This window comes from Streptomyces sp. NPDC026394 (assembly GCF_055567735.1).
This window is the reverse complement of record NZ_JBVHPX010000023.1, coordinates 23,393-39,677: the sequence shown is the minus strand read 5'-3', so window position 1 is coordinate 39,677 and position 16,285 is coordinate 23,393. Positions and strand designations below refer to the sequence as shown.

Genomic DNA, 16,285 nt, shown 5'->3' with positions numbered 1-16,285 from the left:
CTACTAGCTATTCAGTCAGGTTAATTGGTTATCAGCCAATCTCAGTCCCACCCGTCCGGTTCTCAGCGTCACTTGGTAGAACTGAGCGCACATTCGGTCTGGTTCGTGGTGTATGCGACGGGGGGAGCGGCATGGACCCGCTGAGTTTTCCAGTCCTTACAGGGGCAGCGCTCACGCAAGCCTTCACCTTCCTGTACGGGCGGCTGAGCGCAGCGCTCGACCGACGAGCGGAGGCCCGAGACAGGGTTGCGGTCCCCGACGTACTTCAAGGCGAGCTCCGCTTCCCTCTGTCGCCTGACGAGCGGGAAGTCACCAACCGTGAAGAGGCGCTGATCGCGATACGTGACGCTCTGGAGGTCTTCAACGATCAGGGGCAGGCACATCTTCTCGACGGCAGCAACGAGGGTGTGCGCAGGAGCTTGGCGCGCCTACGAGGAGCCCTGGAGGCGGTTTACGGGCAACGCATCACCTTCGTAGGCGAAGAGCGACCCGCGACTGGCTCTCCGGTCGTGGACCAGCGCCTGGGCACCGTCAGGGGCAAGGTGACCGGAATGGACGCCGAGGAGGTCAGCGGTCGCGCTCAGGTGATCCAGGACGCCCGCACCGTTGAGGTCGATGCTGAAGTCATCGGTATCAAGAGCAAGCGCATCATCGGCGGTTGACTTCGGCCGTCCGCGTCTCCTGCGATCAATCCCGCGAACAAGCAGCAACGGCCGTACCCACAGGGGGAAGCACGAGCATGGATCAGCCAGACGCGACCGGCATGGGGAACCCGGAGAACGAGCCGGGCGGGCGCACCCCACCGGAGACAGCAGGCAAGCTCGAAGCAGTCACCGACCCACCTCCCACACCGGCCCCGGAGCCGAGTGAGGGAACGGCTGGTCCGTCCCACCCCGCCAGCACCGATACACCGGAGCAGGACCCGTCGCAGCTGGCAGACGAGCTTGTCGGTGACGAGGAGCTGGAGGACTGGGAAGACGAAGATGAAAGCGACGGCGCATCTCCCCGCGCGATCCAGCGCATAGGTACAAATCACGGCACCGTCATCGGTAATTTGCACCAGACGGTAAGCCGTCTCGTACAGGCCCGCACGCTGACGAACGAGTGGATCGACGAATGTCTGACCGGCTTTGTCGAGCCCAAGAATATCGATGCGGCGCGGCAGAAACTTGCCGAACATCGCATCGTCGTCCTGGTAGGGGAACGAGGAATCGGCAGGTACACGACTGCGGTATACCTGCTCCACCAACGCCCAGAGCTACGGCCTCGCCAGGTTCGGCGCGAACCGAATGACAGCTTCAATCTCGATCAACTGAAAGACCAGCGCGGTGCCTGGCTGCTGGACCTCCGAAGCGAGGAGCAAAAGGTCGGTGAAGACTTCGGCCAGAACCTGCTCGCTGATAAAGCAGTCTTGGAAGAGAGCCAGTCGATCCTTGTCGTGGCCGTGCGGCCCAGCTTGTGGCAGGTCGCAGGGCGCGGCGCGGATGATCTCGCGCTTCCTCTAGAACACCCGGAAGCAACTGCGATCGTCCGTGCTCGCCTGCAGCAACAACAACCCATTGTTCCGGCAGACGAATGGCTGACCGACGAAGGAATCATCAAAAAGCTCGGCGGGCGGAAGCCCGATGATGCGGTTCGCTGGGCGAACGCCATCCGGGCTGAACACTTCGCCCCAGCACTCGAAGAAGATCTCAAGGCGGCCGACAGTGGAAAGACAACTCCCGCCCAAATCAAGATAAATAACGTCCTGGAGGCCCTGGGTAGTTGGCGCACCCATTTGCGTGCGTGGCATATAGAGAATGCGGACAGCGATCGCCGGAATTTCCTCCTCGCTGCAGCATTGCTCGAGGGGTCACCCGTCGGAGATATTTTCGAGGCGGCCGCCAACCTCTCGCAGAAACTCAAAGACGAGACGAACCATCGCGGCGGGCAAAGTGGTCCGGGAATCATCGAATTGGCTTGGAGTATCGGCGCCACGCTGACGCGCCAGGATACGCTTCGATTTCAGCGGCCGGACTATGCCGACGCCGTCTTGGAATACTTCTGGGTCGACCGCATGCCTCTCACCGACATCGTCGTACCCTGGATGGTCAATCTTCCGGTTACCTACCCAGAGCATGCGGAACGAATCACCAACCGTCTCGGCCAGTATGTGCTGCGCTACAGCGCACACCATAAGTCCCTCAAGCTGCTTCAGGACGTGGCCACTCAATGGTCCAGCCGTAACTCCCTAAAGGATCATGCTCGGGACCTGATTACTGCTGGCGCTCTACACCCAGTGATCGGTCGAGCTATGCGCGACCGGCTGAAGAAGTGGGCGCAGGACGAGAAAGGCAAGTTCACCGAGGACTTGAAGGTAGCTGTCGCTCGTGCATGCGGTGGACCACTTGCGGGCGAGTACCCAAAAATGATGCTCTACCGTCTGAGCTTCCTTGCTGCGGCCCCCTCAGACAAAGTTGCCGAGGCAGTCGGTGAGTCGATGCAGAAGCTGTGGCATCAACCGAATGTACAGGGACAGGTACGCTCCAACTTGTCCACTTGGTGCGCCAGCGACAATCCGGCACTCCGGGAAGCCGGCCGCAGATCGTTCATGGCCTTGGCCCAAGAACGCAATACAGCAGGCACTCCACTGCTGCTCTCGGCTGCCCCCGGAGGAGATATCCCACCCAGTGATAAAACCTTCGTCATAGGCGGGTGGCGCTCTGGACTCGACTCCCCGCCCTCGGATGAGACCTCTGCATCCGCCTTCAAACTCTGGATGGACACCGCCCTCCAAATGCCGTCGCTAAGAAGGCCGGTCATTGAGGTCTTCACGTGTGCCGTCCACAACCCAGCAGCCGACCGCGGACAGTACATCGCGGATAGGTTCCTCAGGCTCGCGCACTTCGCATACAACTGGGCCCCGGCTGCACTGCCTGATCCGCAAGACGGCCGTAGCGCACTCCGTGAATCCCTCCTGGCTTCTGCGCGTGAGGCCGATCCTGCATACCAGCTCCGCACCCCCCACACCGAGAGCTGATGCGCAGATACCGCCACAAACCACGCACGGGTCGCGCTGGATTCTCCGCACAATTAGCCAGCGCGAACCCGGACTTCTTTTTCCATGTCGATCTAACCCTGGCCTGGGAGGAGATTTCACCGACTCCAACGCATCACGACCCACAGGCGATGGCGTGCGACTACGTGAGAGGCGTGGCCGAATCCGTGGCCGAAAAACGCCTGTTGAACCAAGCGGAAATAGTCGAACACCGAGTCAATACCCTCCTCGGCGTACCCCGCGACCTCGAAGATCAAGCGGTTCGGATTACATGGGGTCACGTGCAGATCACAGCGGATCCAACGGATATAGTTGACGCAACCGCAGAGCGACGCCGCCAACGTGAGTCGCGACTCAAGGCCGAGGAGCAAGAGCGGGAGATCGCTCGCGTCGAAGCCTTCCGATACCGCGTGCTCAGCGATCCCGGAATGGCACTCGCTCATTCATTCATGAGCAACCCTGGGAGTTGTGATAAGCAAGCAATCACCCGCATCGAAACCCTTGCCCGAAGGGTTGCCGTTTATGACCCGCAAAACGCGTGGGTAGTCATATCTCACATACTCCAAGAGTTCATATCTGAACTATCCCCTGATGTCCGCACGGAAATGATCAGTGCACTCCCTTGGTGGTTTGCTCGATACAGAAAATCAGAGTTCACGCAGCGCCTACGTAAAGAAATGGAGCTCCGCAACATCCCTCTCCATTTTGATGAGGCGGAAGAGGGCTGAGAGGTACGGCGCTGCCTTACGTCACGACTGCCAGTCATGCAGGCGCTGGAGCCTCTGGCGCCCGGTTGCCCGAACGGCCACCAGGGCGGCCAAGTTTGTTGCCGCCATGCATTGCTCCTGGTGGGCGACGCGCACGAGCGTCCGCTGGCGGCCCTGCTCGCCGCGTACGGGAAGCACACGCTCCAGCGCCTCCTGCGCGCCGCGTTCGGCATCAAGGCGACCACGACCCGCGACCCGACCGCATCTTCGCCTTCTCCCGGCAGCAGTAGGAGGAGAACGGCGAGCCCTCACTAAGGGTGATGGAGGCGCGGGCAGAGAAAGGGCCCTGGAGTACGCCCCGCTCTCCCGGATGACTGCCTGGCGCCTTCGAGGGCGGAAGCAGCCCGTGTCCTCGCTCAACCACCTATACGCCTACCTGACCGCATGCGATGTCGCAGAGGAAGGTTCGCGGCATGGGGCCAGACGTGTCACCGGGTCGGCTGTCATGAAGAGCCGGTGCTGTGGCGTACTGCGGCACCGGCTTCGGTTGACCGATACCATGGGACCTGGATGAGACGGCCCGCGACTCTGATTCGGAAGGCTGGGCTTGTGGCGGTCGCTCCCGTTCCTGGTCCGGAGGCGCCCTGGGCTGCTCGGTGCCGACCGTGCGGAAAGCTCAGCCGCTTCGTCTTCGCTGACGTGCTGGAAGGGGTAACCAGGTGCCCGGTCTGCCGACGCCCCTCATGGTCCCGGCGGTCGAGCAGGAGCCGTCCGGGTGACTGCCTCCGACAGGATTGGGCTTGAGGCCCAATCCTCGTAAGAGGCGTGGGGGTGGCGCACAATCCCCACTACCCCCGCTTGGTCTTTGCTCACCAACGGCCCTTCGTCTCCACGGCAGTTGCCCTCCGTCAGTAAGCAGTGGAGGACTCAGCCCTCGCAGCCGCATTCACCACGCTGTACAGCGGCGCCTTCCTCCGCATCAAAGGCGAAGACGGCTGGTGAGTGGCAGCTACCGGTCGCACAGCCACACCCGCTGCACTCGGAACAGATCTGTGACTCCGTCCACATGCATCCTCCGCAAACGATGGTGCGCTCCATCTCAAGCACCCGTTTTGCTACGGTGCTTGCGACGGTCACCGGGAGGTCAGGCTTCTCTGAGAGGAGCCTCTTGGCGATCTCAAGCTGCAGCGGATCATCGATCTTGTGCAGCTCGATGGCTTCGTGGCGCTTACCACGTCCGGCACGTTGACCCCTGAGCTCACGCTGGATGAGGTGCAGATCCGTCTTGCGTCCGTGATTCCTCGGCATGGCCCACCCTTCTGGCGCTGGCGATCCCATGACTCGCCGCGTGAAAAGGGACGGTGAAGTGGTGCGACAGACGGCCTGGCGCGCGATGCACCTGCGTGGTGGGTACCGGTCATGGGCCGGGTTTGCACGACCTGGGCGTGCGCGAGCAGCAGCGGCGCCAGTTCGTCGCCGGCGCCGTCGAATGGGCCGACCGGCTGCGTGAGGAGTTCGACCAGGCCTTCCCCGACGAGATCGCCCCCTCGGAGCGCACATCGGGAGCCGACGCCGCGTGATCCTGCACATCGACGTCTCCTGGCTCCTGGACGTCCAAGAACACGCCACCCCCGAAGACGTGAGCGTCGCGGACTACTCGGTCCTCGTGGCCGCCGTCGCCCGGCACAAAACCCGCCTGCCCACCCTGGCCGGCGCTGACCCCGACACGGCATGGCGCGCCGCAGCCCTGCTGCACACCATCGTCCGCCTCGAACCGCTGCCCCACCGCAACGCCCTGTTCGCGGCGATCGTCGCCGCGCAGTACATGGGCCAGTCCGGAGAAGGCATCGACCCGCCGTACGGCGCGCTGTCCGACCTGGTCCGCGAGGTCCGCGACGGACAGATCAAGTTGCCCGCGGTCGCGGACCGCCTGCGCTCCTGGCGCATCTGACCGGGCGAAACGAACGGTTCAGCGCCGACGGCCGAACGGCCACCAGTTCCGGCGCGCGCGTGGGGGCGGGGAAGCAGGCCGTGGCGGTGCCGAGGGCCGCGGCGGCACAGGCGGCGGGGCCAGACGTGCGGGCTCAGAAGCTGCCGTGTCCGGTACGGCCGGGCCGGACGAGGGGATCGATGTTGGCGGATCGAAGGAGACTGCAGGCGTCGGCACCGTGGTCGTCGGTGGGAGATCCGGAGATGAAGTGGCCGGTGGCGGTGCGGCGGACGTAGGCGGTGTGGTGGGGTGCGACGGCCCAGGCGGGCGTGCCGGGGGCACAACCTCATGAGGTACCGCGTCCGGTACGGCCGGACCAGGTGTGGGCCCCGGCGTCGACAATGCGGCAGGGGCTGCTGTCGTCGGCATCTCCGGCGCCTTCGGCGGCGGTGCCGGAGACGGGGCGGTTGGTGACGGCGCGGCGGGCTTCGGTGGGCCGCTGAGGCGCGGTTTGGGGGTGGTTCGTGTCGGCCGTCCGGGGTTGGGTTTGCGGGTGGCGGTCGCCGTACGGAACTCGTTGAGCGTGCGTTGTGCGAGAGAGAGCGGTGGCGGGCAGGCGGGCGGACCGCTCTGGCCTGTGACGGTGTCGTAGGTCCAGTGGGCGAGCTCCCAGTGCTCCTTGGCGAACATCCGCAGCTGGGGCACGCCGCCCCGTTCTGGTTCCCAGATGCGCCAGTTGCCGACGGCCAGGACGAAGGCGCCGGCTTGGAGCGGGGTGATGAGGCTGTCGTGCTCGGACCAGATGCGTACGGTGAAACCCCGCTCGTCGGCGAGCCGGAGGAACGGCCGATTGTTGTTGTTGCGTTCCGCAGCGACGATACGGCCGTAGACGGCTACTGGGCGCTGGGGCTTCGGTCCGCTGGTCAGGCGTGTATACAGCCGGGTGTAGTCGTGGGAGGTGGGGCCGTAGCAGAACTCGCTCCAGCCCACTGCTTTGGACTCGCCCGGGCGGCGCACCTTGAACTGGGCGACCACGTCGGTGTCGTAGTCGTGCTTTTGCAGGAAGCGGGCGATGACGACCGCGCTGTTGATCAAGGGGGGTAGCAGCGGCCGGACCGTGGAGATGTCCACACCGAACCGGTCGCCGGGGCCGGCGGAGCCGAGGTCGATGACGGGAGTCTCGACGCCGACCTGGCTCAGGTCATCGGGCAGCACCAGATGCAGTTCGTCGCCCTCGATGACGGCGACCCCCTGCGAGCCGCGCGCGATCTTCTGCAGGACTTCGGCCGGGTTCAGAGGACAGATGTCTTCGTGCTGGCCGTCGCGGGCGAGCCGGAACAGTGCGCCCCGCGGCGCGCGGCCCACCGTGGTGCGCTGGGAGACCACCGGCGTCTTGCAGAACGGACAGATCAGCGGGATCTTCTGGCGGCGCCACCAGGGTTCGTCGTCGATCTCCTGTGCGAGAACCGTCTTGCCGACCGTGCCGTGCTGGTACAGCCGCGCCTTGTCCACCGCCCCACCCCCTTGATCTACAAGTTCAGGGGACCATGAGTACCGGGTGCAGGGGAAGACGGGCTGGGGCCTGGAGGCCGCACATGTCACCTGCACTCACCGCGGCATGTCCGCAGCGGTCCTGGTGGAGCCGTTGCTGTGTGCAGCGCGGCAGAGGAGCGCGGCTGCTGGCGGCGGGCCGTGCAGGTCAGCCGCTGCCGGTGGCCCACTGTTCCATCGCGCTCGGCGGCTTTCCCGGCGCCTTGAGCAGGGCGTCGCGGCGGGACTGCGCGGTGGCCCGGGTGACACCCATCGCCTTCGCCAGGGCCCCGTACGTGCCGCCCTGTGCGGCGTGCCGGCGCACCGCCGCGTCCCGGACGCCGTCCAGCCGCTCGGTCAGGGAGACGACGTCCTCGATGACCGTGGCGAGGTCTTGCGCGCAGGCGCCGCCGGTACGCAGCAGGGCGACGCCGTGCAGCGCACCGGCGAGCAACCCGGCGAGCAGTTCGGCGTCGTCGCCCAGCGCCGCCGCGTCGGCGGCGGTGAGCGGGGCCGTGAGACCGGAGCTGGGGTCCGGGGCGGTGTGCTCGGGCTCGGTGGTCACCGGGCCTCCTCCTGGGGTGTGCTGGTCGTGCCGGGGCGGACTGGTGCTCAGCGCTTCACCGCATCCTTGTCGAGATCGCGGTGGTGGAGGACGACGGCCAGGCCGCGTCCCTCATACCGCTGGGCCAGGCCACCGGCCAGGTACGCGGCAGCGGTCGCGGTGTCGCCGCGGAGGACGGCGGCGAGCGCGGACGCCACGGTCGCAGAGCGATGGCGGCCGCCGGCGCATCCGAGCGTCACGGTCAGCGGCTCCTCCTGGCGCGGTTCGGCGAGGTAGGCGTCGACGGTGGCGGCCATGGCACCTACGAGCGGGCGGATGCCGCCGGTGCGCATGACCGTCTCGCGGACGGCGGCGTCCCGGTCTCGGATGACTGGCCGAACTTCTGAGCGGCCCGCAACCGACCGCGCACCGGCGCGCGGTCGGCGCGGACCGGCAGTGGCGGGAGCAGGCGGAAGCCAAGGCGCGGAAGCTGTCGATGACGGAGGTCGACGCGCTCTCCTGGCAGGATTTCGAGAAGTACGTCGCCAGTCTGTGCCGGCGGGACGGCTGCGCAAGCACGTTCACCAAGGCCGCCCTCGGCCTGGCGGTGCGCCAGGACATCGTGGCCCTGCACCGCGACCTGCTGGGCTCCTGGTTCAAGGGGCACCTGGAACGGCGCCCGCCCGCGTAGCGAATCGCGGACAACGGTGGCCGCCCTCTGGTCGCCCCACCGTTCCAGGCCGTCGTGTCAGCCTGGAAGACTGGGCGCGTGCTTTTGGAACCTGAGAAGACCCTGTTCGTCCGCGGGACCACCCCCGTACTCCTGATGTCCGACACCCCTGTGCATGGCGCCCTGCCGGCCCTGATCGCCCCCGACGGGGCGGTGCCTCAGTGCGACGGCTGGAGCATCGTCCCCAGACTCACCATGTGCGTCGTGGACGGGCCCGGAGAGACCGGTCTCATGATCCCCGCCCTGGTCGCACCGGTCATCGACGCGGTTGGTGAAAGTGCCGAGCCGAGCGAGATGGCCGACTGGTGCACGGACGCGGAACGCGCCGGTGGGGCCGTTGTGCTGTCCCTCGACACGCTCCCCGTGACCCTCGACTGGTCCCACTTGCTGAGCTCTGGCACGGCCCACGGCGGCTTCATGCCGGTCCTGGCCTGACCCGTTCTGTCGCCAGGTGCCCGCGGGCACCTGGTCCGTGACGGGGCAGGAACCGGCAGGTGGGAGACATGATCATCATGCCCCCCACCTTGCCAGGTTTACCTGATCGCTGACCGTGTCAGCGCGTTTCCCGAATTTCGCGTGCGACGTCTAGGCGAGCATTCAGACGCTGGACCCACATGTTGTCCGGGTCCTGCTCGTATCTTGCATGGTCGGACCCGGGCGCCGTTTCGATCAAATGCATTAGGGAAGCCGCCATCCCGAAACACCCGTCGGGGCCGAATGCCGTTGCCAGCCGCTGCGCTTCTTCGTCAGTTACTGGCGGAGTGATGCCGAGGAGGAGGCGCTCCGCCTTCTCGATGTCCTCCATCGAGTCTTCCTCCGACGGCATCCCCCAGCTGGCCAATTCTTCAACTTCTTGGCGAACCGACATTTTCCTCCTTCACATTTTACCGATCTTGCGGTAGTAGGTGAGCATATCCAAGATGCCCTTATTGTAGTACCCGGGATCACCGTATTGTTGTTGCCCTATTCGGCGAATATCCCAGATGTCTCTGGCGAGTACGGTGCGGAAGGGAAGGTGCGCCTCGGCCATAAGGGTGGCTTTACCTCTGGGCCCCCATGTGCGCGTGAGCTTATGATCAGCTTCCTTCATCGCAACTGCGCCGCCATCCGCATGCTTTGTATGCTTTAGGGCGGCTTGAGGCATATGGTGCGCTTCGATGGCGTCCCCCTTCGGACCGGGGCTCATATCTCCATACCTGCCCCCCTGCCCCTCGAAAACTGTCTTGCATTTCGCGTTATGCACCAGGACCGGGGTGGCACCCGCCAGTACATAGTAGGTGTGAATGCCGTCGACGGTGAGGTTGTAAGTGCGGGCCCGCTGGCCAAAGGAACGGTTGCTCTGTACCTTGACTTCGGTCCGAGCACTGGTCAGCAGGCTGGTACCAGGCTCGAGTTCCTCCGCTTTGAGCCAGCGGTGTTCCGACGGGCTCCAGAAGGGGTGCTCGAAGGTGGCGGTCAGCTTCTTCGCGCCGGCCGGAGTGGCGATGGTCAGTTCGTTGAAATGCTTGTCGTCGTCGGTGACGATGCGCCGAGCGACCTTCCGGGCTGTGGTTTTCCCTGTGAGGGGGTCGGTTGCCAGCACCGTGTCGTTCATTTTGACGTCTTCGATGTTCCGTGTGGAGCGGTCGGCCATGAGCACCTTGGTGCCGGCCGGGAAGCAGTTGCACCCGCCCCCCAGGAAGGTGCGGACCTTGCCTCCGAGCTTCTCGATGACGTCCGACTTCTTGACGAGCTTCACGCCGCCCTTGACGAACTTCCCGGCAGGCGTGAACTGGGCGATCGCCACCCCGCATCCGATGATCGAAGGGTCAGCGAAGCATTCCGCCACGTCTTTCGCGCCGATCAGGTCGAGGGCGGCTCCGAAGACTCCGTCATAGCATCGCGGGTCCCACCAGTGGCACTCTTTCTTTTTTCCGCTGGCCTGTTCCTCGACTTCCTTGGCCTTGCGGGCGGCAGCGGCCTGCTTGTCGGCCTCGTCCTTCTTGCGCTGCTCTTCCTTCTTCCGGGCCTGTTCTTCGCGGTATTCCTTGTCCTGCAGGTACTTGACGCGTGTCTTGACGTTCTCGGAGGCGGTGTTGGCGGCTTCGGCGTCCTTGCCGGCCTGCAGGGCCGAGGCCCGCGCGTCGTCGGCGGCCGCGTAGGCGCTGTCGGCGGAGGAGCGGGCCCACCTGGCTGACGCCTGGGCCTGCAAGGCGTACGCGTCAGCCGCGTCGGCGTCACGCTTGGCCGCGGTGGCGGCCTGGGCGGCGGTCTTCGCGGACTTCGCGGCCTGGCTGGCCGAGGACTCGGCGGCCTTGGCGAAGTCACGCGCAGCGGCTTCGAAGTCCTTGGCCTTGCCGGCTGACTTCTTGGCCTGATCAGCGGCCTTGGCGGCCTTGTCGGCGTCCTTGTCGGCCTTCGCCGCGATGACGGCGGCGTTCGCCGCGTCCTGGTGGGCGGTGGCCGCGGCTGCGGAGGCGTCGGCGATGAGCTGTTTGATGGCCGCGATGTGGGTGGCCGTCAGGTGGTCCAGGCGGGCCGCGGTGTACTGGCCGACCGTGACGAACTCGTGCAGGAGTTCGGGCGGGCTTTCCAGCGCGGCCTCGGCGGCCGCCTCGGTTTCGGGGCCGCCGCTGGCCGTCAGCTGGACGGCGCGGATGCGCTCGTCGGCCTCCCGGGCGGTGTACTGCTTGTCGCTGAGGAATTCGCGCAGCTTGCCGGCGGAATCGTCCAGCAGCGCCTTACCGGCGGCCTCCTGGACGTTCTTGCCGCCCGCGGCGGAGATCTGGACTACCCGCAGGCGGTAGTCCGCCAGGGCCGCGTCGTGCTGTCCGGTGCGCAGGAACTGCGCTATCTGCCGGGCGTCGCCCTTGAGCGCCTCGGTGGCCGCCTTGCGGACCGCTTCGAGTCCGCTGTCGTCGGCCAGACGCTGCACGCTGGCGCGCTCGTCCTCTTCGCGGGCCTTCTGCCAGCCGCTGCGCAGGTACTCGACCACCGTCTCATCGGTCCCGGCGAGTGCCAGCTTGGCTGCGGACTGGCTCCACGGCCCGCGGATCTTCAGGGTCTTCAGAGCCAGGTCGCGTCCTTGTGCGGCCAGTTGCTTGGTGTCGGCGCCGGCCTGGGATGCTTCGGCGGTCAGCCGCGCTGCCGTGTCGTCGAGGCTCTTGCTTTCCTTCGCTTCCCGGTCAGCTTCGGCCCGCTCCTGGTCGTCGGCCCTTCGCAGGGCCCGGGCCTGCTCGACCCGGGTGGCGGTGCGGGTCTGCAGTTCGGCGGCCTCGGCCTTGCGGGCGACTTCCTGCACCCGCTGGGCTGTCGCGACGGCCTTGGTCGCCTCGTCCGCTGCTTCTTGTGCGGCGGTGGCGTGTGCTTGGGATTGCGCGGCTGCTGTCTTGGCTTCGCCGGCGTGTTCGGCGGCTTCGTTGGCTGCCTTCGCGGCCTTGCGGGCGTGGTCGGCGGCCTGCCCGGCGGCCTGCCCGGCCTCGCGGGCCGCGGCGGCGGCCTGGTTGGCCAGGGCCTGGGACTGGCGTGCCGCGCGCGCGGCCGCGGCGGCCTGTCCGCGGGCGGTAGCGGCCCACTGCTTGGCCCGCGTGGCTTCCGCACCGGCCACGCCGGCGAGTCCGCCGGCCTGGCCCGCGGCGTCCGCCGCCGCGTTGGCGTTGCCGCTGGCCCGGGCCGCCGCTCCGGCGGCCTCGGAAGCGGCGTCCGCGGCGATTTCGACCTGTTCGGCGGCCTTCTTAGACTCCTGCGCGGCCTGGGCGGCGGTGTTGGCGTCCTCGGCGGCCTTGCGGGCGGCTGCGGCACCGCGGGCGTCGGTGGCCGCGTTCGCCGCAGCGTTGCGGGCCCGGGTAGCGGCGGCGGCGGCTCCAACGGCGGCGGCCGCCGCGTTCGCCGCGGCCCGCGAGGCCATCTTGGCCGCGTAGTTGGCTGCCTGTGCCGCGCCGATGGCGTCCTGAGCGGCCTTGGCGGCGCCTTGGGCTGCGTTGGCCGCCTTGCCGGCGGCGAGGGCCGCTTCAGCGGCGTTCTCCCCCGCCTTTTCGGTTTCCAGCGCTGCGTCTTTCGCTGCTTCTTGGGCGAGCTTCGAGGCGTCCTCGGCGCTCTTGCCCGCGGCCTTGGCGGCCTGGGCCTGGTGCTTGGCGACCTTTCCGGCCTCCTGCGCCTGCTGGGTCAGCTGCGCGACGGTGGCGCGCTCCTCGTCGCGGGCCCGGGCGATGTACTGGCCGACATTGAGGAACTCCCGGGCGTCCTGAGCGGTGCCCTGGAGGGCGATGTCAGCTGCGGCTTTGGTCGCCGGCCCCCCGGCACTCATGATCTGCACCACGCGCAGCCGCTCGTCGGATTCGCGGGCGGTGTACTGCGTCTTGTCCAGGAACTTGCGCAGATCCTCCGAGGTGCCCATCAGCGCGGCATCGCCGGCCTTCTGGATGGCCGGGCCCGCGCCGTCCATGATCTGGGTTACCTGAATCCGCTGGTCGGCTTCGAACGGGTTCTTCCAGCCGGACGTCAGGAAGTCCCGCAGGTCGTCATCGGTTCCCACCAGTGCCTTGTCGGCGGCTGCGCTGAGGTTCGGGCCGCCGACCCCGCCCATCTGCACGGCGTCGAGACGGTCGTCACCGGCCTCGGCGAGATCCTTGCCCGTGGCGATGAAACGGCGCACATCCTCGTCGCTGCCCCGCAGCGCCGCCTCGGCAGCGGCTTTGACACCGGGGCCGCCCTGGGCCCACAGCTCCACCACCAGGCCGCGGTCGGTCCCCGCGAGCTGGACCTGCATATCGGTGTCCTGATAAGACAGCGCCTCTTCCGCAGCAGCGGGATGCGCGCCAATCAGTCCGACCAGGAGTGCCACGGGCAGGATACTCCGGCACAATACACGTATGCCGAGCGCCCACCCGCCCCCGGGTCTGGTCAAGTATAGGTTGTCTCTCACCGCTCGTCTTTCTCTGTTCAGTTAACGCTTTCCGGTTTTCGGAAGCCGCGAGCATAGCGGCCTGAAACGGTTTCGGCGAAAGCGATCCGCCACTTTCTTGGCAGGTCACAGGCATGCTGGAAGGTTCCTCCACCTGACGGTTGGCGCGTGCACGTCATGAGATTCTGCGGGCAGGCCGGGCGCGTCACGACGCCCCTTCAGTCGACAGCAAATGGTCACAGAAAGGTTAAGGAGTGAGGGTGATATGTTACGTTTTGGACGCCGCCTTTATTTAGCCATTACATGTGCAGCGTCTGCTGTGCTTCCCTGAAAGGAAAACCTGGTGATATCTCGCGTGCGCCGGAGAATGCTCACTGCTCTCGTCGGCGTCGTTTCGTTCGTGGGGATCAGTGCTCCCATGAGTACCGCCGCAGCTGCCCCGGGGACCAGTGATGGTGCGTCCCTGCCGTACTCCGTGGAGACCTTCGACTACCCGAACGCAGCCAAGATCCTCAAGGAACGGGGCATCGCGCTGCGCAAGGGGGACGGCCACATCGTCCTTGCCAAGGACTGCTACGTCACCCAGGACATCATCGTCCTGTCCACCAACCTCGACAACCCGGACCGGGGCCGGTACTGCTTCAAGGTCACCGGCACCGGCAAGACCGGCTACCTCACCCTGGAAATCCCCAAGGTCGTCTACATCAAGACCAACGACTACCACGTCCAGGCCAGCCTCACCGCCGGGGGGCAGACCACCAGCGTCGACGTCCCCAAGAACCAAAAGAAGGAGGTGGGAGAAGGCAGCAACCCGTCGGGCGCCCCCACCACCCTCGTCGAAATCCGCGTCACCGGCTGACGCCGCGACAACCCCCGCTGCCCCGCGCGCTGCTGACAGCGGCCATCGTCGTCCCCTTTCGGCCAGCCAGGACGTCTCGCACAGACCGCACCCGCAGACACCTGACGTGCCCGCCACCGGTACGCCGTACGCGACATGCCCAGACCACAACACCAGGCCTGGCCCGGCAGCGAGCGCAACAGCTCGCTGACATCGCCGCCCCCGCTAGCGCCGGGTCCGCCCCAGTACTGCCGCACCACTTGCGCAGAAGAGCCGCTGAACACCCTGGACAGGAAGAACCTCATGTCTGCCAGACGCCCCCGCGTCGGCCTCGCCGCCGGCCTCGCGGCCGTTTCCGTCACCGCCGCCCTGATGACCGCTGCCCCCGCTGGCGCCGTCGTCGGCACCGCCACCAAGGACGGCTCCTACCCCTTCACCGCCAAGCTCGACATCGGCGGCCAGCGCAGCTGCTCGGCAGGCCTGATCGACGAGCAGTGGCTGATCACCGCCGCCAGTTGCTTCGCCGACAACCCCGCCCAGAGCCTCGAGATACCTGCCGGGGCCCCCAAACTGAAGACCATCGCCACCGTGGGCCGCACCGACCTGTCGCGCGAAACCGGCGGCACGGTCACCGACATTGAACGGCTCGTGCCCCGGGGCGACCGTGATCTGGTCCTGGCCAAGCTTGCCAAGCCCGTCACCGGCATCACCCCCGCCGAGATCACCGCCAAGGCCCCGCTGCCCGGCGAGGACGTCTTCGTCAGCGGCTACGGCCGCACCAACGACGAATGGGTCCCCGACCGCCTGCACTACGGACGCTTCACCACCGGCGCCGCGACCCAGACCACCGTCGCCATCCAGGGCGAGGACAACCGCGCCGCCGTCTGCGAAGGCGACACCGGCGCCCCCGTCTGGCGCGACATCGCCGGCCGCTACGAACTGGTCGGCGTCAGCAGCCAGTCGGCGTGGGGCGGGTGCTTCGGCCACGACGACGAGACCCGCACCGACGCCGTCGTCTCCCGCACCGACGACATCGCCGGCTGGATCCAGCAGGTCCGCCTGTCGACCCTGGTCCCGAACGTCACCTCGGTAATGACGACGGCCGACTTCAACGGCGACGGCCGCACCGATGTCGCCGCGGTGACCAAGGAAGGCAACCTGCACGCCTTCTACGGCCGCACCGACGGCACCTTCGAATACGGCCGCCCGCTGTGGACACTGGACGGCGGCTGGAGGGGCATCACCAAGATCATCGGCGGTGACTTCAACGGCGACGGGCATGCCGACATCGCCGCCGTGTGGGGCAACGGCTCCCTGCGCCTGTACACGGGCGACTCCAAGGGCACCCTGGCGCAGAACAAGCCGATGTGGGTGGACGAGAAGTTCAACTGGAACGAGATGGTCCAGCTGGTCCGCTTCAAGTCCGGCACCTCAAACCGCGACGGCCTGCTCGCCGTGTGGGGCGGCGGCCCCAAGGGCGCCCTGTACGCCTACGACGCCGGCCCCAGCGGCGCGCTGAACGGCACCAAGCGCAACATGTGGAGGGACGCCAGCTGGCAGAACATGAAGAAGATCGCTACCGGCGACTTCAACGGCGACGGCCGTGACGACATCGTCGCCGTCACCAACGTCGGCGGCCTCAGCCGCTACACCCGCTACGACAGCAAGGCCGGCGGCGGACTGAGCGAGGGCGTGTCGATGTGGCACGACAACGGCTGGGGCGGCACCCAGATCCTCCTGGCCGGTGACTTCGACGGCGACGGCAACACCGATGTCGGCTCGCTGTGGAGCGACCAGCAGCGCTTCAACTTCTACAAGGGCGACGGCAAGGGCAACATCACCGCCGGCACCCACGCCTGGCCCCGCACCCCCTGACGCGGCCGGGAACGCCGGTGGCACACGGTTCACCCCGTGTGCCACCGGCGCTTGACCCAATCACGCTCCGCGTCACAACGAGCCCTGCGAAGCCATACCGCCTTCGCCCCCGGCCACGGGTCGGCGCCGATGGCAGAGACAGCAGCGCCGAGAACTAGTTCTGGAACCGTCTACTGCTTGCCGGACCAGGTTCTGGAGCTGCAGTCCCCGGC

16 protein-coding genes are annotated in these 16,285 nt (G+C 66.8%); 10 read left to right on the top strand and 6 right to left on the bottom strand.

The window, feature by feature from the left end; genetic code table 11:
- Positions 1–131: 131 nt before the first annotated feature.
- The 4 genes from ACZ4QV_RS34685 (at position 132) to ACZ4QV_RS34670 (ending at position 4,059) form a co-directional block, all read left to right on the top strand.
- Positions 132–662 carry a hypothetical protein gene (locus ACZ4QV_RS34685; RefSeq protein ID WP_467763893.1) on the top strand — a complete coding sequence of 177 codons (531 nt, stop codon included), beginning with the start codon at positions 132–134 and terminating at the stop codon, positions 660–662.
- A gap of 77 nt (positions 663–739) precedes the next feature.
- Positions 740–3,019, top strand: a complete 2,280-nt coding sequence (locus ACZ4QV_RS34680; protein WP_467763892.1) for a hypothetical protein — start codon at positions 740–742, stop codon at positions 3,017–3,019.
- Positions 3,019–3,765, top strand: coding sequence for a hypothetical protein (locus tag ACZ4QV_RS34675; protein WP_467763891.1), 747 nt, complete (start codon positions 3,019–3,021; stop codon positions 3,763–3,765). Before ACZ4QV_RS34680 ends, ACZ4QV_RS34675 begins: the two co-directional genes overlap by 1 nt.
- 120 nt (positions 3,766–3,885) lie before the next feature.
- Positions 3,886–4,059 carry a hypothetical protein gene (locus ACZ4QV_RS34670; protein WP_467763890.1) on the top strand — a complete coding sequence of 58 codons (174 nt, stop codon included), beginning with the start codon at positions 3,886–3,888 and terminating at the stop codon, positions 4,057–4,059.
- 612 nt (positions 4,060–4,671) lie between these two features.
- Here ACZ4QV_RS34670 and ACZ4QV_RS34665 read toward each other — a convergent pair.
- A complete protein-coding gene (locus tag ACZ4QV_RS34665; protein WP_467763889.1) occupies positions 4,672–5,052 on the bottom strand; it encodes a hypothetical protein in 381 nt (126 codons plus the stop codon).
- A gap of 137 nt (positions 5,053–5,189) precedes the next feature.
- Here ACZ4QV_RS34665 and ACZ4QV_RS34660 point away from each other — a divergent pair, with 137 nt between their 5' ends.
- Together ACZ4QV_RS34660 and ACZ4QV_RS34655 are read left to right on the top strand one after the other, a co-directional pair.
- Positions 5,190–5,324 carry a hypothetical protein gene (locus tag ACZ4QV_RS34660; RefSeq protein WP_467763980.1) on the top strand — a complete coding sequence of 45 codons (135 nt, stop codon included), beginning with the start codon at positions 5,190–5,192 and terminating at the stop codon, positions 5,322–5,324.
- Positions 5,321–5,695, top strand: coding sequence for a toxin Doc (locus tag ACZ4QV_RS34655; RefSeq protein WP_467763888.1), 375 nt, complete (start codon positions 5,321–5,323; stop codon positions 5,693–5,695). Before ACZ4QV_RS34660 ends, ACZ4QV_RS34655 begins: the two co-directional genes overlap by 4 nt.
- An 18-nt stretch (positions 5,696–5,713) precedes the next feature.
- Here ACZ4QV_RS34655 and ACZ4QV_RS34650 read toward each other — a convergent pair whose 3' ends face one another.
- From ACZ4QV_RS34650 to ACZ4QV_RS34640, 3 genes are all read right to left on the bottom strand, one after another.
- Positions 5,714–7,186 carry a hypothetical protein gene (locus tag ACZ4QV_RS34650; protein ID WP_467763887.1) on the bottom strand — a complete coding sequence of 491 codons (1,473 nt, stop codon included), beginning with the start codon at positions 7,184–7,186 and terminating at the stop codon, positions 5,714–5,716.
- Between the two features lie 187 nt (positions 7,187–7,373).
- Positions 7,374–7,769, bottom strand: coding sequence for a hypothetical protein (locus ACZ4QV_RS34645; RefSeq protein ID WP_467763886.1), 396 nt, complete (start codon positions 7,767–7,769; stop codon positions 7,374–7,376).
- Positions 7,770–7,816: 47 nt separating this feature from the next.
- Entirely contained in the window at positions 7,817–8,323 is a 507-nt protein-coding gene (locus ACZ4QV_RS34640; RefSeq protein ID WP_467763885.1) for a RapZ C-terminal domain-containing protein, read from the bottom strand.
- On the opposite strand from ACZ4QV_RS34640, the gene ACZ4QV_RS34635 reads away from it, so the two are divergent.
- On the top strand, positions 8,245–8,439 hold the full coding sequence (locus ACZ4QV_RS34635) for a hypothetical protein (protein ID WP_467763979.1): 195 nt from the start codon (positions 8,245–8,247) through the stop codon (positions 8,437–8,439). The two genes, ACZ4QV_RS34640 and ACZ4QV_RS34635, sit on opposite strands and share 79 nt — an antisense overlap.
- Positions 8,440–8,517: 78 nt before the next feature.
- Positions 8,518–8,913, top strand: coding sequence for a hypothetical protein (locus ACZ4QV_RS34630; protein ID WP_467763884.1), 396 nt, complete (start codon positions 8,518–8,520; stop codon positions 8,911–8,913).
- Positions 8,914–9,031: 118 nt separating this feature from the next.
- On the opposite strand, the gene ACZ4QV_RS34625 is transcribed toward ACZ4QV_RS34630, so the two are convergent.
- Positions 9,032–9,346: a hypothetical protein gene (locus ACZ4QV_RS34625; protein WP_467763883.1), complete on the bottom strand. Its 315-nt coding sequence runs from the start codon at positions 9,344–9,346 to the stop codon at positions 9,032–9,034.
- A 9-nt stretch (positions 9,347–9,355) separates the two neighbouring features.
- Entirely contained in the window at positions 9,356–13,300 is a 3,945-nt protein-coding gene (locus ACZ4QV_RS34620) for a polymorphic toxin-type HINT domain-containing protein (RefSeq protein ID WP_467763882.1), read from the bottom strand.
- Positions 13,301–13,778: 478 nt separating this feature from the next.
- Here ACZ4QV_RS34620 and ACZ4QV_RS34615 point away from each other — a divergent pair, with 478 nt between their 5' ends.
- Positions 13,779–14,219 carry a hypothetical protein gene (locus ACZ4QV_RS34615; RefSeq protein WP_467763881.1) on the top strand — a complete coding sequence of 147 codons (441 nt, stop codon included), beginning with the start codon at positions 13,779–13,781 and terminating at the stop codon, positions 14,217–14,219.
- 282 nt (positions 14,220–14,501) lie between these two features.
- Entirely contained in the window at positions 14,502–16,073 is a 1,572-nt protein-coding gene (locus tag ACZ4QV_RS34610) for an FG-GAP-like repeat-containing protein (RefSeq protein WP_467763880.1), read from the top strand.
- The last annotated feature ends 212 nt before the right edge of the window (positions 16,074–16,285 follow it).